Raw genomic sequence first — 22,749 nt, 5'->3', positions numbered from 1 at the left:
AGCACCCACGGTCTGGCCTCCGCGAAGGGCAATTACCCCATGCAACTGCTGCACACCTCCGATTGGCACGCCGGCAAGACTCTCTACAACCGGTCGCGAGCCACCGACCTCGACGACGCCCTCAACGAGATCATCGAAATTGCCCACGAGGAACGCCCCGATGTGATCATCCACTCCGGGGATCTCATCGACCATTCCAAGGTCAGCCACACCGACATCGAACGCGCCGTGCACGCGCTGGCCGAACTGGCCGCGATCGCTCCCACCGTCGTCGTCGAAGGCAACCACGACAACCCCAGCCTGCTGCGTTACCTCGACCGTCTCGGCCGCCGGCACCAACTGCACTTCATCAACAAACCGCTAGGAATCAATGGCGACTACCTCGTCCTGCCAGGTCGCGACGAAACCTCCCTTCGACTCGGGGCACTGCCGTTCGTCTCAGCGGTCACAGCCGTCGACGTCTTCGACGACCCCCGCACGTGGGCCGGCGACTACCGCGGGAGGCTAGCCGACCTGCAGTCCCGCATCGCCGCCAACCTCGCCGCCAACCTCAACCCGCACACAGACGTCACCGTCTTCGCCGCGCACCTGCACGTCACCGGCGCGGGACTGTCCGGATCGGAGCGGCAACGACATTGCGGCGACGACTACGCCAGCGACCCCCAGGCGATCCCCGCCGTCGACTACGCCGCCTTCGGCCACATCCACCGAGCACAAGACCTGCCCGGTCTGGTCGTCGGCCGCTACGCCGGCTCCCCGATCCCGTTGGACTTCGGCGAGATCAACGACCGTAAAAGCGTCACGCTCGTGACCCTGGAACCTGGGAAGCAGGCCATCTGCCGTGAGCGGCCGCTACGCGGCGGCCGGGCCTTGGTGAAGTTCGACGGCACCCTCGCCGAACTGCAACGCGACGCAGACAGCATCGGGAACGCGCTATGCCTGGTCACCGTGCACACCGACACCCACGACCCGACGCTGACGCAGCGCGTGTATGACATTCTGGCCCGTGCCGAGGTTCTCCAAGTGCACCAGCAGGTCGCAGGCACGCATATGGAGTCGCTCGTCGTCGAACCCGGCACGGTCACGGCGCAGCGGCCACTACTGGAAAGCTTCGACGATTTCCTGCGCGAGCGAGGCACCCGGATCGCTGCGGCCGACCGGGTCAACGCCGTCATGGCCGAGTTCCTGGCTGCCGCCCACGAAGGCCGCGATCCCTACTTCGAGGTGGAAAACATCCTGACAGGCGACGCCGTCCCGGAGGCAACCCGATGAGACCGCTCCAGATCACCTTCCGCGGACTACGCTCCTACACCGCCGAGCAGACGATCGACTTTCGCGGTCACAGCCTCATCGGCATCACCGGAGACACCGGAGCAGGCAAGTCCACCATCTTCGCCGCCATCAACTTCGCTCTGTTCGGCACCTGCACCTTCGAAGCACCGTCGCCCAAGGTACTCATCGCCGACGGCGGCGACGGCACGCTCGCCGTGTCGTTCACGTTCGAAGCCCGCGGCCGCGAATGGACAGTCAACCGACGGATCTCGAACACGACCACGACCTCCGTCCACCGGCTGGAGGCGGCCGACGGCTCGGAAACCGTCGTCGGACGCGACGTCACCGCCCGCGTTCAGGAGCTGATCGGCCTGGACCAGAAGACGTTCCTTCGGTCGGTCCTGCTGCCGCAAGGCAAGTTCGAGCAACTGCTGCACGCACCCACTGCGGAGCGCGCCAAGATGCTCAAGGGTCTACTTGGGCTTGATGTCCTGAACGACATCGCGACCATCGCCCGGGAACGGCTCGACCGGCTGGATCCGCTCTGGCGAGACCTCGACGTCCGCCGGCGCGCATTGCTGCCCGATCCACGCGCCACCGCAGCCGGCGCTGGGGCCGCACTCGCTGCGGCCGAAAAACGTATCGAGCAGCTGAAAACGGCCCAGGAGGGTATAGCTACGATCACCGCTCAGCGGACCGCAGCCGACAAGGACCACACTGCGCTGGCCCGGTCCTTGAAGGAACTCGCCGCTGCCGAGACAGACGCGGCAGCACGCCTCCACACACTGGCGCAGCTCGACGCCGAGCTTGCGGCACGCGAGAAGGATCTACGCATCCAGCTCGTCGACCAGCAGCACATTCACACCAGGCTGCTCGAGCAGCTCGGCGAGCGCAGGCCCGACGGAACCCTGGCGATCCTCCCCGACACCGCTCGGCCATTGCTCGCCCAACTACGGGAACGCTCCGGCCAACACGCGCGGATGCTGGTTGAGCAGGAGAGAGAATCTCTGGCTCTTACCAGCCTCGCGGCAGAGGTTGGTGCCGCCGGCGCCGAATCCGACGGCCTGAAGCGCAAGCTCGATGCGGCGGAAAAGGAGCTGGTGACGTCAGGTGAGACGTGGAAGGGCGTCGAAGGCGAGGTCGAGGGATACCGCCGCGATCTGGAGGCTTTGCGCCAGCTGCTCGCCCAGATCGGACGCCTACATGGCGACGTCGCGGAGAACCTGGCCGCACACGGCAAAGCCAACGACGCGCTGGCCATCGCCGCCCAGACGGCGAAGGACGCGCGCAGCGCCGAGAGTGACCTCGAAGCGGCGCTGGAGCACCAGAAGCGGCTCAATTCCGCCGCGCACGCCGCTGCAGGATTGCAGCCCGGTGACGCCTGTCCCGTCTGTGTACGAGAGCTGCCCGGCGACTTCCGCGCACCAGCTGAGACCAGCCTGGCCGCGGCCGACAATGCTCACAAGAAGGCGCGCATCCAGGCCCGGAAGGCCGCAGAGGCGGAGGCCACAGCGGTCGGCGCTGAACGCGCCGCCAACAGCCTTGCGGCCAAGGCGGAACAGGACCTATCGGCGCTCATCAAACGGTTCGCCGCAGCCCAGGCAGAACTAGCGTCGCGCATCGGCGCGTTCGACCCAGCCGACACTGATGATCACATTCTCGCCGCGCATCTCCATCGGCTCGAACGGGCACAGGCGGAGGTAAAGGCGGCAACGGGCCGCGCGGGCGAGATCCGTGATGAGGCCGCAGCCGCAGCCGCGAAGGCGGCGTCGCTAGGCGAGGACCTCGTGCGCCGGACCGGCATCCTCAACAACGGCAAGCGGCAGTTAGAAGCCTTCCAGAGCGAGACCAGCATGATCATCGCCGCCATCGCGCCGTCGTACCGGCCCGCGGACAGCTCAATCGCGGCGATCGAGGAGTGCGACCGGCGCGCGGTTGCCGACAAGAAGCGCCTCGTCGACGACTGGAAGCAACTGTCAGACATCGAGGAGATTCGGCAAAGACTTCAGGACCAGCTCACCGAGGTCGACAAGCTCCGCAAGACCGAGGTCGGCGTGCCGGCCAAGTCCGCCCAACAGCAGGCGCTGACATTGGCCAACGCCCACGCCGCAGTCGCCGCGCTCCTGCACATCACCCCGGCACCGCCGATCGATCTTGAGGCCGACGTCGCCGGGCAAGCTCAGTGGGCGGCCGATGTTGAACAGCGGGCACGCGACATTCTCCGCGAGAGCCCCGCGCGTCTTGCCGCCCTCGAACGGAGCACGTCACAGCTCGACGCGGCCGCCGACGAAATTCGCCGCAAGGCACCCACCGACGGCAAGTCGATCGACGAAGCCCTCACCGACGCCATCGGCGACCGGCGTGAGGAACAAAAGTCCCTGCAGATCGCGATCGACCAGATCGACATTGTGGATGACCTCCAGTCCCGCCTCGACGCCACCAAACCCCATCTCGATGCGCTCGCCGAACTGGTGCGGCTCCTGGCGGACGGACAGTTCGTCGCGGCTGCGGTCGCAGAACGGCAGCGGGCGCTGCTGGCCACCTCAACCAGCATCCTGCGAGAGATGACCGCCGGCCGGTTCGCCTTCGGACCCGACTTTCGGATCTACGACAACTACACCGGCCAGCTGCGGGAGGCGAAGACACTATCGGGCGGCGAGACCTTCCAGGCCAGCCTTGCGCTGGCCCTGGCAGTCGTCGAACAAGCCGGCGCGAGTGGCGGCCGGTCCGAGTCGCTCTTTCTGGACGAAGGCTTCGGCACACTCGACCAGGCCGCGCTCAGTTACGCGCTCGACGCGCTTTCGACACAGGTCACCGCGGGACGGCTCGTCGTCGTGATCAGCCACATGCGTGCAGTCGCACAGCAGGTTCCCGCCTTGTTGCGGGTGACTAAATCGGCCACCGGTAGCGCCGTGCGGTGGGCCACGGACGAAGAACTCGCCCAGCTCGCCGACGAATCCTACGGAGATGGTCTACATGACTGACCAGCAGGAAGATTCGCCCACGTGCCCCGGAGATATGACGCTGGGCGTGCCACGCCGTTGCCGACACGACGCGAGCGCGGCGAACCGACGATCAGCGACAGGCGGCTGGATATCGCCGGGCCCGGCCTCGCGGCGCTTGGCGACGGGTCCGCGGCTTGCCGGCGGTCCCGATGACTGAGCTTGCCTCGTCGGCGGGTGATGGTCGGACGGACCGCGCCCGCAGCCCTCGGCGGGTGGCACTGTCAGAGCTCGCCTCGTACGCGTCTGATGCACATCACAACGCGCTCTACTGGGCGATCATGGACGTTTTTGCACAGGCTTCAGCCGCGTACCAGTCCCGGCTGAAGGTCGAAGACGTTCTGGCAGTGCTTCGGCAGCAGAACTGGAATCTGTCCGAGCCAGAGCTGGACAAGCGCCTGGACTACCTGTGGGAACACGGCAATCTCACGCGCGACTACGACTACGACGACACGGCCATGACACTGGCACACTACGAACGTCGCCAGCACATCTACGATCTCACGCCCGAAGGCGAGGTCGTTCACGACGCTTTGAGCATCGCCAAAGACGGCCTTCGGCGCGTTGGTGGCCTTCAATCGGTGCTGCTGCGCCAGATCGTCACGCTGCTCGATGAGCTGCTCGACCAGATGGAGGGTCCGGACGCTGACGGCGCGATGGTCTTCACCCGGGTCCAGGACCTGCGCAGCAGCTTCAAGGCGATGACCTCGAACGCAGCTCTGTTCATGCAGCAGGTCAATCGGATGCTGGCCACTCGCGTCGTGGACGTTCAGGTGTTTGGCAGCTTCAAGGACGACACCATCGCCTACCTCACGGGATTCCTCGCCGATCTTGATGATTTGACCCCGGACATTCGCCGACGTACGAGCCGGCTTGCCGCGCTCCCGGACGCGGTGCGTCACCGTGCGTTGGCGCGGGCGGCTCGAGCTTCAGGGCACAAGGCCATCGATGGTCGTGAAGCATTCGACGAATGGATTGCCGGGGCGAAAGCGAGCCTTGACGGCCTCGTGGATTGGTTCAGCGCAGATCGCGAAGCCAACACTGGGATCGAAGTGCTCGCGAACAAGGCCCGGCAGGCGGTCTTGGGTATCACCCACGCAGTCGAACGTCTACGGGAGGCCGCCAGCCAGCCGTCGGCCCGCACGAACGATCTTCTGGCCCTCGCGGGGATGTTCGACCGCGCCTCGCCCGATGAGGCACACGCCATCTGGAAGGCAGCGTTTGGGTTGACGTCTTCGCGGCACTTCACCGACATGCACAGCGATTCGGACCTGACCCCGGATGACCTTCCTGTTCGCCAGGCCCCACAGATTGAGCTGACCTTGAAACTGCAGGCCAACGAAGCGAGCGAAACCATCCGGCAAGCACCCCGGCTGGCCGACCACTCGGCGACTCGTCAGGTCCTTGCCGGACAGGCCCGAGAGGAGATCGCCGCGGTGTCGGCCGCCGCCGACACGCTGATCGCCCTGGGACCGCGGCCACTATCAGAGTTGGGCGCGATCTTGGACCGTACGACGCTGAAGCTGTTGGCCCGGCTGCTGTTTCGCGCTCAGAAGGCCCGCCCGGACGCACAGCGGTGGCAGCAGGCGACCAGCGTTGACGGCCGACTGCGCATTCGCATCCGCGCGCCGCGGCCCGCCCGCGCCGCGGTCGTTTCGGCCGTATCCGGCAATTGGGCCGTGCCCGACTACGAGATTCAGATCACCAGCGGCGTAAGGGGTCAGGCGTGAGCAGCATCGCAGAACAGGACCTTGCCGATCGCCGCGCCCGTGCCATCCAGCAACTGCTGCACACTCCATTACTGCACCGCGACACGCCATCCTTCGACACGATCGCCACCAGCGAACAGTGGCTCAAAGAATGGTTCCTACGGACCTGCGGCTGGATACTGATCGTGGACTACCGGCGGGGGATGGCTCGTCTGCGCAAGGTCACCGGATGGATCGACTCGACACATCCGCAACGTAGCCTCCGGACGGGCAAAAGCACATTCACCATCCGCAAATACGTGACATTCTGTCTGACAGCCGCCGCACTTGGCGAGCACGGACGCTCGAGGATTAGCTTGCAAGACATCGCGGTCGCGGTCTCAGATCTGAGCGTGCGGGCGAAAGTCTCGCCGTTCACCGACCTCGACCATAAGGACCGGCAGGCGCTCGTCGACGTACTGATGCTGCTGTCAGCCCTGCGGGTGGTGACCGAGCTGGACCGCACCGGCCGTGACTACAGCGTCGACCCGACCGGCAACGTCCTGTATGAGATCGACGAACGTAGGCTCGGACAGCTACTGGTTGCCCCATTGCCACCGGCGCGCTGCTCAACCTGGCAACAGATGGCCGCCGATCCCCATCCTCAACCCAGCTCAGGAGCACCGCTCGACGCACACCGACTTCGCCAGCATTTGATGCGCCGCCTGCTGGATCAACCCCTCTGCTATCTGAGCGATCTTCCCGACGACGACGCGGCCGCCGTCAGCGACCATACCGAGCACATCACCCAGTGGCTGTCGGAGGCGGGGCTGGCTTTGGAGATCAGAGCCGACGCTTGGATGGTCGTCAACCGGCGAGCCGGTACCGCCCGCAGCCTGCGCGACGGATCAAACGTGTCCAACTGTGCCCTTCTTGTCCTACCGCAGCTCACCGCCCAACCCAGCGGTTGGATCTCCGCCACGCACCTGGCCACCCTGGTCGACGAGCTGCTCGACGAATACCCGTGGTGGGCACGCTCGTTGCGCAACGACCGCAACCGCGCCGACGCCGTGGCGACCGTGCTTCGCTCCTTCGACCTCATCCGGCCGCAATCAGACGGATGGCGGATCATGCCAGCCGCCTGGCGGTGGGCAGCCCGGGTGGATCCGGCATGCCTACCCCCCAGCAGCAGCCCGATTCCCACCCAGCCAGCCCAGGACGATCTTTTCAGCGTGGAGCCAACACACCAATGACAACCAATGACCTGACCGACGACCTGCTCAACGGGCTACCTATCCCAACCCGGGGCCGGTGGCAGCCGCTGCGGGCCGGCATCTGCGGATTGTTCCACTATGACGCCCAGGTGTTCGTCTTCTACCGCGGACGGCTCCTGCTGCGTGGAAACAACGGCAACGGCAAATCAATGGCTCTGGAAGTTCTCCTGCCCTACGTTCTTGTCGCTGACATAGATCCAAGTCAGCTGAGCACCTTCGGTAACCGCACTCGCTCGATGTTCACATGGCTGCTCGGCCACGATCAGGCACAGCGACACAGCACCGCACGCGGCTACGTCTGGGTTGAATTCGGCCGAATCGGTCCGCTCGGTCAGCCGGAGTACTTCACCGTTGGAGCTGGATTCGACGCCTTACGTGCCAAGGAAACCGTCAACGCGTGGTACTTCACCACCAGCGCACGAGTCGGAGTCCACCTGCAGTTGGGCTCGCCCGGGACTGAAACGCTGACACGTGAGGCCCTGCAAAGCCAACTGCTCCAACTCTCGGGTGAGGGTCTCGTCGGTGACATCCGCTCGCCGCGCAACCATCGCGCCGAGTGCAACCGCGTGCTGTTCGGCCTGCCCGACACCAGCTACAGCGCGTTGCTCAAGGCACTGCGGCAACTACGTCGACCCAAACTGTCGGACAAGCTGTCGCAGAAGGCGCTGGCGGAGATCCTGCGCGACTCGCTGCCCCGGCTGGACAAAGGTTTGGTCACGTCGATCGCCAGCGGCTACGAACGGCTGGACCGTCACCAAGCCGACATCAAGAACTGCCACGAAATGATCACCGGCCTGCGGGACTTGGACAACGCCTACAGCCGCTACGCCAGAGCGTTCCTGTGGCAACGTGCCACCGCCATCACTACCTGCGACAAGGCCATCAGTCGCGCCACGGCCAAGGCGCAAGCGTCGGCCAGTGAACGCGAGAAGCTGGCCGCAACCATCGAACAGCTCCGACAGCAAATCGACGGCCTGGCCAGCCAAGCTAGAGCCGCCGCCGGGCGGCTGTCAGGGCTTCGGGAATCCGATGCCTACATCCAGGGACGCGACCTCCAGCCGCTACGCGAACAAGCCGACACCCTCGACGAGCTGGCCCGACGCTCTCGCGACGCCGCGGACGACGCCGCTGGGCAGGCCCAATCAGCTGCCGAGCTCGCCGAGCAGGCCCGCCAAGCCGCCGAGCTCGCCGCCCAGACCGCCGATGATCGGCACCGCCTAACCCGGCAAGGCGCCGAGCTCTTCACCTTGCTCAGCCGCATCTACCAGCAGCTCGCGGCGGCGATTACCGACACCGAACCCTCCGCTCGACCGACCGAGCAGCTTCGGCACACCCTCCGTGAGGCTGTCGACGACCTGCGAAACACGCTGAAAGATGCGCGGCGGCTCGCGTCAGACGCTGCCTCTGCCGCGCGAGCCGCCGAGAAGTCGGCAGGCGAGCTCGAGTCCGCCCGAGGCGAACTAATCCAGGCCGACCAGGCAGCCGCAGACGCCGGCGAGCGGCTGCGACACGTCCGGGACCAGTTCATCCAGGAAGCCCGTACCTGGATGGCAAACAGCGACCAGCTCCTGGCCGCCAGCCACGAATGGCGCGAAACCGAACCGACCCGCGTGGCATCAGCCATGCTCCAATGGTGCCAGGTTGCCCACCGCACCCGAACCTCCCAGCTGACAATGCTGATCGATCAGTTCAGCACCGGCCCCACCATCCAGGCCCGCCACGCAGGAGCCCTCAATCATCAGATCTACCTGGAACTTCTCAGCACAGCCCACAGTCACATCAATGATGCTCACGCCGCAGCCAGCGCCTACAGCGACGCCCGCACCACATGGCTACAACGGCTGTCAGATTGGGCGGCCAGCCTCGCTCAACTCCCCACCTCCGCCACGCCCATGCCCACTCTGCACGACTACGAGCCTCAACAATGGGGGACATGGACCGAAGCGGCTCTCGCCAGACGGCTGGAACATATCGATGAGGCCGAAAGGCGGCTGCGGAAACAGCAACGCGACCATGCCGTGCTATCCGAGCAGCGCCGGGCCGAACATGAACATCTGACGACCGAACGCGAGAAGGTCGCCGCGCAAGCCACTCTCGCCCCGCCGGCTCCGAGGACCAGACTGGACAGCCGCCACAATCGCCCCGGTGCCCCCCTCTACCTGCTAGTCGACTTCGTGGATCCCACCACAGATCCGGCCCGGCTCGCCGGCCTGGAAGCAGCCTTGATCGGAAGCGGCCTCGCAGATGCCTGGCTGCATCCCGACGGTCTGCTGCGCGCAACCGACGGCACCGCCCTGGCCGACACCCAGCTCGCCCCCATCGGCGAGCCGGCCAAAGCGCCATTGACGAAGGCATTGCGTGTCGACCTCGATGCTACTCGTGCGGCCGGGCTCTCCGCCGATACCGTCACCGCAGTCCTGGCATCGGTCGGGCTAGGCGGTAGTGCTCACCACAGCCAGGCGAATCTCGCGGTCGGCTGGGACGGCAGCTGGATCGCGGGACCACTACACGGCGCCTACCGACAGCAAACGTCCGGCCTGATCGGCGCGGCGAGCCGAGAACGAGCCCGCACAGCGCATCTGGCCGAGCTCGACGAGCAGATCGCCCACGTGGCTCAGCAGCTCGCGGACGACAAGCGCATCGACGATCAGCTCACGGCGCAGCTCGAAGACCTCACCGCCGCCGCGCAACAGTCCCGAGCAGAGGCCGCGAGCCTGCCCGCGACGCTCGAGCTGGACCGCGCCTTCGACCGAGTCCAGAGCGCGGATCGCAATCGCGCGGAGGCCGTCCGTGCTGCCGAGAGCAGGCGGATCGAACTACACGCCTCACTTGTCCTGCTGGACGACCACCACCGCGATGACCTTGCCGCCCTTGCCCTAGCCGACCCGATTCCCGGAGAGCACCCCGCCGTGGATCTCGTCGATGACCTCGAGTCCTCGCCAGACCCGAGCGAACTGGACCGCTACGCAGACTCGGCCGCAGCGATGCTCGCGAACATCGCTGCGGCCAACCAGCGCGCTCTGGACGCGTTGCGAGATGCCCTCGCGTCCGCCGACAGCCAGCTTGCGACGTTTCCAGACTCCACGACCCTGCGCCAACACGAACACGACGCCGAGCAAGCCAAGCAAGTACAAAATGCAACCCAGAAGGTGTTCGCCGGCGCTAGCGAACGCAGTCAGCAAGCGAACACTCTCAAGAAGCATACGCACGAGGTTCTCACCGCAGCACTCGCCCAGGTCGACTTGACCGCGTGGAGCACCCGGCTGGACGAGCTAGAGCCCAAGGTCAACTCCTGGGTGGGCATCGCTGAAGACTGGCTTACCGCCCTTTCCGAACACCACGGAGCCGCCGAGAGACATCGGACTGCACTGGACCGGAGCGCAGCCACCGCGGCCGCAGCCGTCAGTCAGGCTTCGATCGCCAAGACGGACCACGACAACGCCGCCGCGGTCAGACAGCGGTACAACGTTTTGGCCGAACGCATCGGGGGCGAATACACCTCAACGATCGCCGAGATCGCCGAACTTGAACAGCAGTGCAACGACATCGAGGCCGCGCGCACGAGAGCACAGAGCGATCTTCTAACGGCAACAGGACAGTTGGGCAGTGCCAAGACACGATCCGACAGCGACGAGGCCGCACGGGTACAGCTGGTCAACGAACTACCTCACTTGGCGGCAGCACTCCAATCGGCGTTCGATGCTGATCTTCCCCGGGCCGCAAAGTGGGAGATCGCACCATCTGACGCTCCGGCAAACGACGCCGCGCTTGGAGCAGCGGCAACACCGGACCTAGATATGGAAGTCTCCCTCGCCGAGGCGGTGCGTGTCCTCGATCTTGCGGGTACCGACACCCGAGAGCTGGTGCGAGACCTTAACGCCGACTTGGCCAGCGAGGTCTTCGAATTGCGGCACAAAGCAGAGGTAAGCGTCGGTGGCCGGCTCACGCTCATCGAGCGGTACATCACCGACATCCTCGTCGTCGAAGCAGATCGGGATGGCACCATCGCGAGCCTGCCTGCGACCATTCACACGCTCCAAAACGAGGTAGTCCACCTGGAAGCATTGCTCAACCGCGAAGAAGCCAAACTGCTCGAACAGTTCCTCACCGAAGACATCCGCAGGCAGGTCACCGGACACATCGAAGCCGCACGCAAGCAGATCAAGTCCATGGGCGACCTCATGCAGCACCACAAGACCTCGGCCGGGTACTGCTTCACCCTAGCTTGGGAGGCCGCCGCCGGAGCCGAGGTCGACGATCAGGCTGTCGACCTGCTCAACGCGGACTTCGACGTGGCCCCGTCAGCCAAGGAACGCCTTCGCGCGTTCTTCGCCGACCGCATCAAGGCCATCCGCGCTACCAAAACCGGACAGACCTGGCAGGACCTCCTGGAGGACATGCTGGACTACCGACGTTGGTACCAGTTCCAACTGCAATACGCCAAGGGTGGCACCGACTTCGAGACACTCGACAACAGCGCGTTCGACAAACTCTCCGGAGGCGAGAAATCTGTCGCCCTGCACCTTCCGCTGTTCGCCGCCGCCGCCACGCACACCGTCTCGGCGACCGTACGCGACACCATGGAGCCGGTGAGGCCTGGCTGCCCGCGACTCATCCTGCTCGACGAGGTATTCGCCGGCGTCGACGAAGACATGCGCGGAGAGCTATTCGACCTGGTCACGTCGCTCGACATGGATCTGGTCGCGACGAGCGAAGCCGAAACCGGAATGTACGCCGAACTCGATGGCATTGCGATCTACCACCTAATCAAGTCCCAAGGAATCCCCGGTGTTCTGGCCGCACGCAGCATCTGGACGGGCAGCGAAGCCATCTCGCTGCTGGACAATGATCTGGAGCTAGCCCAATGAACTCCTACTCATCGCCAACAGAACTCGGCGAAGCGTTCGCGAGGACGCGATGGTCATGGCTGCGCTCCAACATTCGAGAACAGCTCGAACAGCGCCCTGACGCGGCCAAAGTCACGATCGTCACCACCGACCTCCTTCCTGCCGCCGTTCAGACCCTGCAATGGCTGCTGAAGCTACCCACGCCGCTGCCTGAGCGCATCACCATAGGAATCAGCAAACTCGACCGCGCCCTACTCGAACGCACAGACTGCGGCCTCAGCACCCGGCCGCTACTGGAAGCCCTCGACGGTCCGCTGGACAACCATCGTGCCCGCCGCCGCGAGACTCGCCAAGCCGCCACCGACCTATGGACCACCGCCGCTCAACACCCAATCGTCGCAAGTACACCGGCGCTGCAGCGGTGGATAGCCGCCGAATCCACCCTCGGCGCACTTCCGGCCCAAACTGGCCTGCGGCAGACCCTGCTCACCGACGCCCTCACCGTCCTAGAGGCCCTGCCCAGCACCGGCATCACCGTCACCCGGTTCGCTGCCACCGTCCTCGGCTCCGCCCACGCGCTCGACAAAGGCCCCATGGCAAGCCTCGTCCTGCGAGCACTCACCTTCCTATACGAGCAGCCAGCAACAGCAACGCTGCAACCGAGACGACTATGGAAACGGGCCGGGCTGCGACCCGACGACCTATCCAGCCGGGTTCTCCTCGCCGGATTTTCCCCGGCCGGACGGACACCGCTGGAGACCATCCTCGGCGAACACTCTGCTCACGGACTTCCAGCCGTCATCACCCTGCGCCTCGTGGAGGACTACCTCGCGACCCGGCCGGGCCCATTACTGGCACCCGACGTCCACGTCTGGGCATGTGAAAACGTCGCCGTCGCCGCCGAAGCCACCCGAGAGCTCGGATCCGCCTGCCCGCCTTTGATCTGCATCGAGGGCTGGCCAAGCCACGCAGCAGTAGCGTTGCTGAGTCACCTGGTCCAGCACGGAAGCGCCGTCGGCTATCACGGGGACTTCGACTGGGACGGACTCGCCATCGCTGATCAGATGATGCAATACGGAGCCACTCCTTGGCGTATGGGCGCCGAGCACTATCGAGGTGCCGCCCTCTCATTGACGAAGCTCATGCGCCTGGAGGAACCCGTGGCGCAGATCGCACCGCCTTCGTGGGCACCCACGTTGGCCACCACGATGAGTGAAGTTGGCTGGCGGGTAGAGGAAGAGCACGTGATGAACGATCTGTTGGCAGACCTCAGAGGCGCGCCGTAGGCAGCGATGCATTCGTTGTCGGCGTACAGGACGGCGTGCGCTTGCAGGTACGCGCCGACGTGCACAGCAGTCGAGCGGTGGTGCCGAGGCGCATATGCTGCGGCTTTGTCGATTCGGATTGTGTGGCTCACGGGCGATGTCGCATGTCGCGCAGTGACGGGGGATGTCTGTGTTGGCGGGCAGCTTGTCGGAGAATCTGGGCTACGGATTGCTGGTGATCTGTGACAGCCGAGCCAATTTCCAAGATCTACCCGATGGTGCACCTGGGGCGGGAAAGGGTCGGTCGTTCATCAGTTCTGTCGACGCCACGGTGATCAACGTCCAGCATGGGTCCGAAGGCGATGTGACGGCACGCCTCTGGACGGCTCAGGAGGATTGGGGCCGATATGGCGCCTGCGAGTTGGGGGTGACATCGATTTCCCTGCCCTCTGGCGTCGTCGTGATCGGCGACGTGTTGCAGGAGAGGGTCATGAGGGTCGCGTTGGAGCCAGGCACCTACCGACTTCAGATCTGTGCAGACGAGCCGGTGAACGCGGCAACCATCGACCTTGTCCTTGTGGCGTAAAGGCTGTCGGTGGACCGGGATTAGTTACGCGGCTTGGATTTGTGCTGGAACCGGGCTGTTGTCGATGGCTTTGAGGCGGTTCTTGAGCCGGTAAGACGGTCCGTTGATCACCACGGGTTCGCAGTGATGGAGGAGCCGGTCGAGGATCGCGGTGGCCAGGACGTCGTCGCCGAGGACCTGGCCCCACTCACTGAAGCTCTTGTTCGAGGTCAGCAGGGTCGAGCCCTTCTCGTATCGTTTCGAGATCACTTGGAAGACGAACAATGACCTCGTCGCGGACGCATCCATCATTCGCCACTTCGAAACCGCGTGGATACCCGGGCTGCTCCAGACGCCGGCCTACGCTAGAGCCGTCTTCACCGAGATGGCCAACATGCACGTGCTCGACGTGCGCAACGAAGACTCCGCCGTCGCCGCCAGGCTCGCCCGGCAGCCGCACCTGTACGACCCAAGCAAGCGGTTCGAGTTCATCTTGTGCGAACCGGTCCTGCGCTGGCGCACCGTCCCCAACGACGTACTGCTCCCACAATTTGACCGGCTCCTCATGATCACCGAACTCCCGAACGTCCGATTCGGAATCGTCCCGCTCGACCGGCACCTCGGCATGACGCCGCAGAACGCCTTCCAGATCTACGACAACGTGGCGGTCATCGAAACGTTCGCCGGCGAGACCTACTTCGAGTCCGCGGAGTCGGCCGCATACCTACGCATCATGGAAAGACTCTGGCTCGACGTCGTCACTGGCGCGGCCGCCAACGAGATTATCCGCAACGCGATGCAACGCTTGCGCGACTAGAGAAGGCCGACGCATGACCAGAGCTCGCCATCGACGGTACCCGCGTCTCTGCCTGATCCATCAAGTCGCCGTCAGTCGACGGCCTGATGATCACAGTAGTGCTGTAGCGCAGCAGCGCAGTCAAGGAGTAGCGGCGGGGAACAAGACGCCTCCCAGAAGGGGGCATAATGATGCTTCGACGGCTACGGCTGGGAGCGTGACGTATGCCCTTGGCTGGCGGTGGCGCCGACAAGGTTGGCAACCGGTACGAACGACGCTGGACCGTTCGGGCGATGCTGTCTTTGATGGCCGCCGGCGACGGGTCACTTCGCGTCGAGGTACCGGGCAAGGCCGGCGACGGCGCAGAGTTCCGGCTGACTGTCGGATCGACGGTGTCGTGGACCCAGTCCAAACGACAGACCGACAGCGGCGTGTGGACCCTGGCATCGTTGGGCAAGGAAGGCTTTCTTCAGTCATGGGTTGACAAACTGCGTGCTGCTCAGCCGTGCGAGTTCGCTTCCATGACCAGCGCCGATCAGCTATACCAGCTGTGCGAACGAGCCAGCGATGCATCCGACTTCGCGGAGTTCAAGAGCGAATTTCTCAAGTCGGAGGTGAGGAAGAGGCACTTCGCTGTGCTCCGGAAGATCTGGCGGGGCGTTTCGGAGAAGGAGGCATTTGAGTTCCTGCGCTTAGTCACCGTGCACACAATGGATGAGCGAAACCTCAACAAGCTGCTCGAACTCACCATCCGCACCATGGTCCGCGGGAACACCAAGGCAGCCGGAGATGCCTTGATGCAGTACGCCGACGAGATCGTCCATAAGGAGGTCTCGCCGGGCGACATCTGGGCGTACCTGGCCGACCGTGACGTGTATCCGGCCGCCTCGTCAGCGACCGTCGATCCATCGCACCACACGACGTCAGAGAGGGCATGGCTCGATCGACGGATCGGCCGGTTCCCGCCAGTACTTCATCACTACATCGAAGCCGCGTTCGAGTCGGACGCCGCCAACGCACGCCGACTCGTCACTCTGCTGACTTCCGAAGATAAACCTGCGGCGGTTCTTGCCGATTGGCAACAGCACCGGCCAGGCTGGCTTGAACAGGCCGGCTGGGACGTGCAGCTGGCCGCGTCCGAACTTGCCAGCGCCTTCCGCGCGCAACGACTGGCAGCAGATCTCCTAACTCGAATGGCCGATCAGGGCGCCCCGCCCCGCTATCTCTGGCTGGCCAAGGCAGCGCTGCTCTATTCGATCGTCGGAGACTCGTCCGCCCGAGAACGAGCACTCACCGCATATAGCGGCTGCGCCGCGAGCGATCACCCCTACGCGCGGGCCATGGCCGCGCTCTTCGCGGGTGACCTGCGACGTGCGGACGAGCTACTCGATGCCTGGGATCCTCCCAAGGACGAACTTGCCACGGCCGCCACGTTGTCCGTGCAGGTCGCACTCGGACATCCAGACTCGACGACGTTTAGCCCCGAGGTAATCGACAACGCGCTGTCGCGCAGCGTCACCTGGCTCAGCCGATTCTGGTTTGCAGGTCTGGCAATCTGGAGGTCGCGAGCCCTGATAACGCGCGCGAGGCAGCGACGCTCCCGCACCCTCCTTCGGGACCTCACAGAGGCACAGGCGCTGGCACTCCGAGCCCGCAACGACCGTCGAGTCTGGCAGGGAGATAGCAGCGAGGCCGCTGCTCTGGCATGCCAGGCGGCGAACATGCGCGGCGACCTCAAAATGGTCCTCCACCTCGGCCTTGCCCCGGAGGCCGGCGGAACGGCCACACCGACAGAGGCCGATGCCTCCGACGTTGCGGAACAAGTCGCCTACGCTGCCGTGTTCTTGGGACGAATCGATATCGCCGAGGCTGCTGCCGGAAAGGTCGACTCAAAGTTCTGCCGGACACAGATCAGGGCGATGATCCTCGACCGTCAAGCCGTCCTTTCGGCCCCGACGTGGCGTGAGGCCATATCCCTAGCCGGGGAAGACCACTACCTGTTGCTGCTGGCGCTGATCGGGCTGGCGAAGACCGGAGCGACGGACTTGCCTCGAATCGACGAGCTTGAGCGAGCGCATCCGGACGAAGCCGCCGAGGTGCGAGCTACCGCCGCGTTGGCGGCTGGCAACGCGAACGAAGCGATCTCGGCCCTTCGAACCGAACGCCGTCGCTCGCTCACTGCCGCCGTCACGCTCGCAGATGCCTACCGTGACATCGAAGACACTGAGTCGGCCGTGCAGACACTGCTTGATGCGGCCGATGACTTCAATGATCCACAACCGCGCCTGTGGGCGGCACATACCCTGGCTCGTGAGGGCCAGACGGAGCGTGCCGAGGCGATTCTCTCCGCGCTGCTGGCGGACCAGGACTCGGACTGGCCCGATCGTCCCACTGCCCTCAAGCTCGCCGCCGAACTGGCACTCAATGGGTCCGACCTGAGGAAGGCCTTCGAGTTCACGCAGGCCGCACTTGCAGCATTACCGGAAGACGCAGGACTGCGGTGGGCGCTGATTCAAGCGCTTATGCTTCAGGACAACTTCGCCGACGCCTGGGCGGAGTTGTCGTCAGCACCAGAGCCATTCGAACCAGACACGGTCGGCACGGCGCAAATGTGGATCGAGTTGCATCGCCGGTTCTCCAACGCCGAATCTCTGATGCGCGGCTGCCTGTCCCTCTTGACGCGTTTCGGCGACTCCGAGGAGTTCTCGGCTTACGTCCTTAGCGCAACGTTGATCACTCCGGCTGCTTCAGATCAGGTGCCCGCAGACCTGCTGAGCGCCTACCAGCGCAAGTTCGAGGAATTCTTCACCCGCTGGCCCGATAGCAGCTATCTACACGCCATCGGCACCGAGGACGAGGAGGCGATGCTCCAAGCTCTTACCGAGTCGCTTCGCCCCAGCCCGGAGCGCGCAGCCGACCAGCGTCGCTTGACGCGCGAACTCAGCCGCGGGGAGAAGCCGCTCATCGTCCTGGCGGGTTACACCGGGCGCCCGTACTCCGAGATCCTTATCCGGCGAGGCATGGGTACGCTTCCGTCGGAACACCCCGACCCTCGCGAGCACGGCATATGCATCGCCACGGTCGCCGCGGCAACCGACCATGATGTAGCCGTCGACACGAGCGCGCTGGTGGTCATGAATCTGCTACCGCAGTCGATCCGCAACAGGGCTCTGGGCCTATTCAGACGCGTCCGGATCACCAACGAGATCGTCCGGGACATCAGAGACTATGAAGAACGCCTCGCCAAGGACGCGGGCACGCTCTACTACGATCCCGACAACGATCGACCCGCTCTTGCCGAGCTGAGCGAGGCGGATCGGCAAGTCCTCATCGACCAGACTCAGCAGTTGCGCAAGCTCGTCGCCGAACTGCCACGGCAGTCGATTCGAGTCGACCACACCGGGGTAAACCCGAGGCTCAAGGTGCAGACATCGGTGCTACACCTGGCAGCGATGACATCGGTACAACTGTGGTGCGACGACGCGACGACACGGCTGCTCGTCCGAAACATCGGCATCGCCTCCTTCTCAACCAGCGCAGTACTCGACCATCTGCTGCGTGTTGGCCAGCTCTCGCTTCACGAGCGCAACGACCTCCGGCGACTCATGATTCGCGAGCGCGTCGGCGACTTTGCCCCCGACATCGCAGACCTCATCACCATTGCTAGCGAGGAAGGCTGGCAAGCCGGTGCCGCTGCAGCGGCCCTCGCACGGCCACAAGCATGGCAAGACCCCATTCGAACAGCCGGGATCCTGAGGACCCTCCTGAGACATTGTCACGACTCCAACCCCAGCGCTCTGTCGCAGTGGTTCTACTCCGGTGTCTACGGCGCCGCGATGAGCCGAAACTCCGGAAGAAGCGCTGTAGAGATGACGGCAACTCTGCTCGCCGGCACCCTGCTTGCACATGGTCAGCAAGAGGGGCTCGGCGTCCAACTCGTCGGCGCAGCACGTCACGCGGTCCGCATAGCGTTGCCCCCGGACACCCCCGCGGAAATCGAAGTGGACCCGCTTCCCGTGGCCGTTCGCAAACTACGAGTCCTCGTGGGCAGCGGTACTCAGGCACCTCCGCACGAGATACCACGAGCCATCCTCCAGCTCCTATCGGGACTAGACGTGCACGACTCGGCTGTAGTCACCGGTGCGATCTTGGCCGCCGACACGTGATCCGCCCAGTTACAGGGTGCTTGACGCCCTGAGTGAGTGTTTGAGAAGTCGTGAGATGTACCGCGGCTCGTCAGGTGATGCGGTTACGCGTGGCGGCGGTTGGGCTTGTGGCCGTGGCCGGCGCGATGTTGTGACTGGGTTGGGCTGGTCAGGCCGTGTATGAGGTCGGCCTGGGTGAGCACGGGGCACCCGAGGCGGGTTGACAGCCACCGGCGCTGATAGCTGGTCAGGTCGTTGATGAAGACGACGGCGTCGGCGTTCCTACTCGTACGGGTCGTGACGATCTCGTCGAGCTTTCCTGGGCCGATGAGGAAGCGGCGCGATAGCGGCGCGGACATCAGTCGTACGCCGCCATCGGAGACGCCCCGGCGCTGGACAAACCGGTCCAGTACCTGGCCTCCTAGTGCCGTGACCTGTGCTTGCAGCGCGTCGAGACGGTCCTGGTAGTCGCGGTCTTTCGCCGAGAACAGGCCCACGAGGATCACGGAGTGGATGCCGGTCACCGGGACAGCATCGCAGGTCAGCGCCCACACGCCACCTGATATTCAGGCCTCGACGGTCAGCGCGTGAGCCACGAGGCAGTGATCAATCGAAGTTCCATGCCTGCGGGCGAGTGGCCGGACCGCCCCGAGTCAACCGGCGGACCATGCCGCTGATCGCGGCCCAGCGGATCATCGCTTCCGAGGTACGCGGGTCGCGTTCGTAGTCGCGGGCAAGCCTGCGGTGGGAGGTCAGCCACGCCAGAGACCTCTCGACAACCCAGCGGCGGGCGATCACCGCGAACCCCTTCTGGCCAGGGGCCTTGCGCACGATGTGCAGGGTGGTGCGCAGGATGCGCTGGCACCACTCGACCAGCAGCCCGGCGAATCCGGCGTCGGCGTAGACGAACCGAACCGGGGTGAACAGGTACACGCTGAGCAGGGTGGTCTTCGCGCCGTCGCGGTCCTGGACCGAGGCGGCCATCACGCACACGACCAGGAGCAGGCCGAGGGTGTCGGTGACGATGAACCGCTTACCCGCGCCTGAGCCACGGGCCCGCTTGGGCGGCCGTTGATCTTCTTGTTCGCGTCGTAGCCCCTGGTCCGACGCGGTACGGTGTCGGCGCCCTTGACACTCTGGGAGTCGATGACTCCGGCGGAGGGCTCCTCCCGGCGCCCCTGTGCAACGCGGACCCGCCGGCGCAGCGCAACCATGATCTGCTCGGTGACCTTGGCTTCTTCCCAGCGCACGAAGTACCAGTAGACGGTTTGCCAGGGTGGGAAGTCGAACGGCAACTGCCGCCATGAGCACCCTGCCCGGACCACGTACAAGATCGCGTCCACGATGTCGCGGCGTGAGTGCTTCTCCGGCCGTCCACCGGTCTTCACCTGCGGCAGCAGCGGCTCGATCACCGCCCACTGGGCATCGGTCAGGTCCGAAGGGTAGCGGCGGGAGCGCGGCACCCGACCACTATGGACGAGTCGACAGGCATCGAACAACCGGCATACGGACGATCAAGAACGACTTCTCAAACACTCACTGAGGGCGGCAGCCCTGCCAGTGCATGAGTTCCGTGGGCTCAACCTCAATTCGTGGATTCGGAGGCTTGTCGACGGCGGCGTTGGCGGCCGACGACGTGCGAGAGCTCCCGTTAGGATCCGGGAGCTAGCCAACCAGGTTGAGCAGTTGGCCCAGCCGCACCGGCCAATGGCGGTGAGGGCCTTGGCGGTCCTACAGGCGCAAGAATACGAAGGACGAGTCTCCGAGCGGGGAACACGCGAGCCGACACCTGTCACCTATCGGTGCAGCAGAACATCACGCCGTTCGGCTGGTGTGCCCGCCGGGTAGGCCGATGCGCTTGCTCGCCAAGAAAACTGCAAGGTCCCCTTTGCCGAGCACGGCAACTGATACCACCAGCTGTATCGCGACGCGCAGCCGAGGCCACGCACCGGCTGTCAACACGCAACGAACTCGCGACACGATGATGCGCGTCATCCGGCCTAACGGGCGACCCGCAGCTTTCAGAACAACCCGTAGGGTCCAAGATCGAGAGTGTTCGTCCGCGCCCCCATGGACGAACGGCTCGGCCACGGATCGGAACCCTCACCGGGCCCGGGCATCAGTGCGAGCGTATCCGCCCCCCGGAGCGCGATCCGATGCCCGGGCCACCGACCCGGGTGCGTCCCCGGCCGTCGCGAAGCCCACGTCGTCGGACAACGGTGCGACACCGCCGGGGGAAGGGGCAAAGCTGCGATGATCGTGCGGTTGGTCACAGTGGAATCGAACACCCTCATACGCCTGGGATACCTCAGCATGATCGCCCACGAGCCGGATATCGAACTGGTCGCTCAGCCGGCTAGCGAGGCCGAGGCCTGGCAGGTGATCGCGGAGAAGCCCACCGACGTGGTGGCGTTGAGCACCATCGCTGTTCCAGACGCCGCCGACCTTGCGGTCCGGTTGCGTCGAGCGCATCCGCAGCTGGGCATCGTGCTGATCGGTGACACCGACGATGCGCTGCTGCTGTGGGCGTTGCAGACTGGCTTGTCGGCGCTGCTGTCATGGTCGGCGTCGCCTGCTCAGATCATCGCAACCGTCCGGCATGCCGCTGTGTCACCGGCTGGGTTCACCGCCAGCGGCCTAGCGGGGGCCATCGCTCGCGAGGACGTTCGCTTGACCACGCTGACCAGCCGGGAGGCGCAAATCCTGTGCCACCTGCAGGCCGGCACACCAACCGACGGGATCGCTGCCGACCTGCACCTGAGCGTATCCACAGTGCGTACATACATCGCCCGGCTCTACGCCAAGCTCGGCGCTGGTAGCCGTCGGCATGCCCTCGACATCGCTCATGACCAAGAGCTGCTGTAGCAAGCGCATCCACCCGCCTGTCTTGGCCGCTTGCGGCGAGACAGCGAGACACGTCGATATATCGGCCGCCCGCAGCGCACCTTGAGTGAAACCCCTGGCCGGACCGAGCCGACCCGCCAATGCCCCTCGCGCGGTAGGGGCCGAGGCGACGTATTCCATGCGTGACGCATCAGCATCCGTAGTGTGGACGAACGGCCGACCTGCCGAACCCTGTGGAGACGGTTGGCATCGGTCGCCGTGACGCGGAGGACGCGCAGCCATCGCCCCAGCGATGATGCTGCGGGGGAGCATGCCCAGGTCGCGGCGTACGGTGACCGGCATGGCTCATTCACGCACGATGGCGGTCCTGGCGTACGCCCAGCCCAGACCCACCCGCGACGCTGGCGGCACCAAACACGCCACGACCCGGTTCGGGGCTGCCACCGCCTTCTGCGGCACGGCCGTGGCAGCCTACGGCGAACCGGCACCACCACAGCGCCCGGCACACATGTGCGGCACCTGCGCCGCGTCCATCTACGACTGATCCGCACCACTGCCTCGGCGCCTGCCGCACGCCATGGCCCGGCGAGCGCGGCTGTCAACGACGAACGGAGCCGCACCCACCGACAGGGCCAAATTCCTCAAGAGCACGTGGGAAGAAAGCGTGTGAGGCTCGCCGGAGAAACATGACTGCCCGGTCATTTGGCCGCGCCGACGAGTAGTACGAGATCGCGATCGAGACCCGGGGGCGTGTCGGCAAACTGAGAACGCGACGGTCATCGCCCACCCCTGCGGTGCCCCGAGGAGCGCGCCGCGCTCGGCGGGTTTCGCTGCACTCTCGCTATCGCCGCCCTTTGAGGTGAAGCGCCCCTTTCCCTCCCCGGCGACAGGCGGCGCCCCCAACTCGGGGTCAGATGCCGATGACCGGTGGCGGGCGACGCATAGTGAGCCGAGTCCAGGTGTACATGGACCACGTCCGCGCAGAGGGTGCCACGCGCGACTGCGTGTCCCGCCGCCACCACTACGTCCCGCTGGCGTACCTGCGACATAG

General features: G+C 65.1%; 12 protein-coding genes and 2 pseudogenes. 11 read left to right on the top strand and 3 right to left on the bottom strand.

Annotation, left to right across the window (positions count from 1 at the left end):
* Window positions 1-39 precede the first annotated feature (39 nt).
* The 7 genes from HDA40_RS09700 to HDA40_RS09670 all read left to right on the top strand — a co-directional run bounded on the left by HDA40_RS09700 (window position 40) and on the right by HDA40_RS09670 (window position 13,934).
* Window positions 40-1,272 (top strand): metallophosphoesterase family protein, encoded by a 1,233-nt coding sequence (locus tag HDA40_RS09700; RefSeq protein ID WP_253754144.1) that lies wholly within the window; start codon window positions 40-42, stop codon window positions 1,270-1,272.
* Complete coding sequence (locus tag HDA40_RS09695; protein WP_253754142.1) at window positions 1,269-4,256, top strand: AAA family ATPase; 2,988 nt, start codon at window positions 1,269-1,271, stop codon at window positions 4,254-4,256. The genes HDA40_RS09700 and HDA40_RS09695 overlap by 4 nt, the downstream gene beginning before the upstream one ends.
* A 170-nt stretch (window positions 4,257-4,426) precedes the next feature.
* Window positions 4,427-6,004, top strand: coding sequence for a TIGR02677 family protein (locus HDA40_RS09690; protein ID WP_253754138.1), 1,578 nt, complete (start codon window positions 4,427-4,429; stop codon window positions 6,002-6,004).
* Complete coding sequence (locus tag HDA40_RS09685) at window positions 6,001-7,215, top strand: TIGR02678 family protein (protein ID WP_253754135.1); 1,215 nt, start codon at window positions 6,001-6,003, stop codon at window positions 7,213-7,215. The genes HDA40_RS09690 and HDA40_RS09685 overlap by 4 nt, the downstream gene beginning before the upstream one ends.
* Window positions 7,212-12,104, top strand: coding sequence for an SbcC/MukB-like Walker B domain-containing protein (locus HDA40_RS09680; protein ID WP_253754133.1), 4,893 nt, complete (start codon window positions 7,212-7,214; stop codon window positions 12,102-12,104). Before HDA40_RS09685 ends, HDA40_RS09680 begins: the two co-directional genes overlap by 4 nt.
* Window positions 12,101-13,369, top strand: coding sequence for a TIGR02679 family protein (locus tag HDA40_RS09675; RefSeq protein WP_253754131.1), 1,269 nt, complete (start codon window positions 12,101-12,103; stop codon window positions 13,367-13,369). The genes HDA40_RS09680 and HDA40_RS09675 overlap by 4 nt, the downstream gene beginning before the upstream one ends.
* A gap of 184 nt (window positions 13,370-13,553) precedes the next feature.
* Window positions 13,554-13,934, top strand: a complete 381-nt coding sequence (locus tag HDA40_RS09670; protein WP_253754129.1) for a hypothetical protein — start codon at window positions 13,554-13,556, stop codon at window positions 13,932-13,934.
* A 24-nt stretch (window positions 13,935-13,958) separates the two neighbouring features.
* Here the strand turns inward: HDA40_RS09670 and HDA40_RS09665 are convergent.
* Window positions 13,959-14,201: pseudogene (locus HDA40_RS09665) on the bottom strand (ATP-binding protein); the annotation flags it as partial.
* Between HDA40_RS09665 and HDA40_RS09660 the strand changes: the two are divergent.
* A complete protein-coding gene (locus HDA40_RS09660) occupies window positions 14,086-14,730 on the top strand; it encodes a DUF5753 domain-containing protein (RefSeq protein ID WP_253754127.1) in 645 nt (214 codons plus the stop codon). The pseudogene HDA40_RS09665 and the gene HDA40_RS09660 overlap by 116 nt on opposite strands.
* A 203-nt stretch (window positions 14,731-14,933) precedes the next feature.
* The gene (locus tag HDA40_RS09655; protein ID WP_253754125.1) at window positions 14,934-18,875 is read left to right on the top strand and encodes a tetratricopeptide repeat protein; all 3,942 of its coding nucleotides are present in this window, start codon (window positions 14,934-14,936) and stop codon (window positions 18,873-18,875) included.
* An 83-nt stretch (window positions 18,876-18,958) separates the two neighbouring features.
* On the opposite strand, the gene HDA40_RS09650 is transcribed toward HDA40_RS09655, so the two are convergent.
* Window positions 18,959-19,378, bottom strand: coding sequence for an HflX-like GTP-binding protein (locus tag HDA40_RS09650; protein WP_253754123.1), 420 nt, complete (start codon window positions 19,376-19,378; stop codon window positions 18,959-18,961).
* Between the two features lie 82 nt (window positions 19,379-19,460).
* Window positions 19,461-20,353 (bottom strand): annotated as a pseudogene (locus tag HDA40_RS42500) (IS5 family transposase).
* Between the two features lie 814 nt (window positions 20,354-21,167).
* Between HDA40_RS42500 and HDA40_RS09635 the strand changes: the two are divergent.
* Together HDA40_RS09635 and HDA40_RS09630 are read left to right on the top strand one after the other, a co-directional pair.
* A complete protein-coding gene (locus HDA40_RS09635; RefSeq protein WP_253754119.1) occupies window positions 21,168-21,719 on the top strand; it encodes a response regulator transcription factor in 552 nt (183 codons plus the stop codon).
* A 319-nt stretch (window positions 21,720-22,038) separates the two neighbouring features.
* Complete coding sequence (locus HDA40_RS09630) at window positions 22,039-22,242, top strand: hypothetical protein (RefSeq protein WP_253754116.1); 204 nt, start codon at window positions 22,039-22,041, stop codon at window positions 22,240-22,242.
* Window positions 22,243-22,749 lie beyond the last annotated feature (507 nt).

Source organism: Hamadaea flava (assembly GCF_024172085.1).
GTDB classification, from domain to species: domain Bacteria; phylum Actinomycetota; class Actinomycetes; order Mycobacteriales; family Micromonosporaceae; genus Hamadaea; species Hamadaea flava.
Note: the sequence above shows the minus strand (reverse complement) of the source record. Positions and strands in the feature narration are given on the sequence as shown.

What these genes read in the sequence shown, in the direction of transcription:
- HDA40_RS09700 (WP_253754144.1), top strand. Translation starts at nt 40, where the DNA reads ATGCAACTGCTGCACACCTCCGATTGGCACGCCGGCAAGACTCTCTAC.
- HDA40_RS09695 (WP_253754142.1), top strand. Translation starts at nt 1,269, where the DNA reads ATGAGACCGCTCCAGATCACCTTCCGCGGACTACGCTCCTACACCGCC.
- HDA40_RS09690 (WP_253754138.1), top strand. Translation starts at nt 4,427, where the DNA reads ATGACTGAGCTTGCCTCGTCGGCGGGTGATGGTCGGACGGACCGCGCC.
- HDA40_RS09680 (WP_253754133.1), top strand. Translation starts at nt 7,212, where the DNA reads ATGACAACCAATGACCTGACCGACGACCTGCTCAACGGGCTACCTATC.
- HDA40_RS09675 (WP_253754131.1), top strand. Translation starts at nt 12,101, where the DNA reads ATGAACTCCTACTCATCGCCAACAGAACTCGGCGAAGCGTTCGCGAGG.
- HDA40_RS09655 (WP_253754125.1), top strand. Translation starts at nt 14,934, where the DNA reads ATGCCCTTGGCTGGCGGTGGCGCCGACAAGGTTGGCAACCGGTACGAA.
- HDA40_RS09635 (WP_253754119.1), top strand. Translation starts at nt 21,168, where the DNA reads ATGATCGCCCACGAGCCGGATATCGAACTGGTCGCTCAGCCGGCTAGC.
- HDA40_RS09630 (WP_253754116.1), top strand. Translation starts at nt 22,039, where the DNA reads ATGGCTCATTCACGCACGATGGCGGTCCTGGCGTACGCCCAGCCCAGA.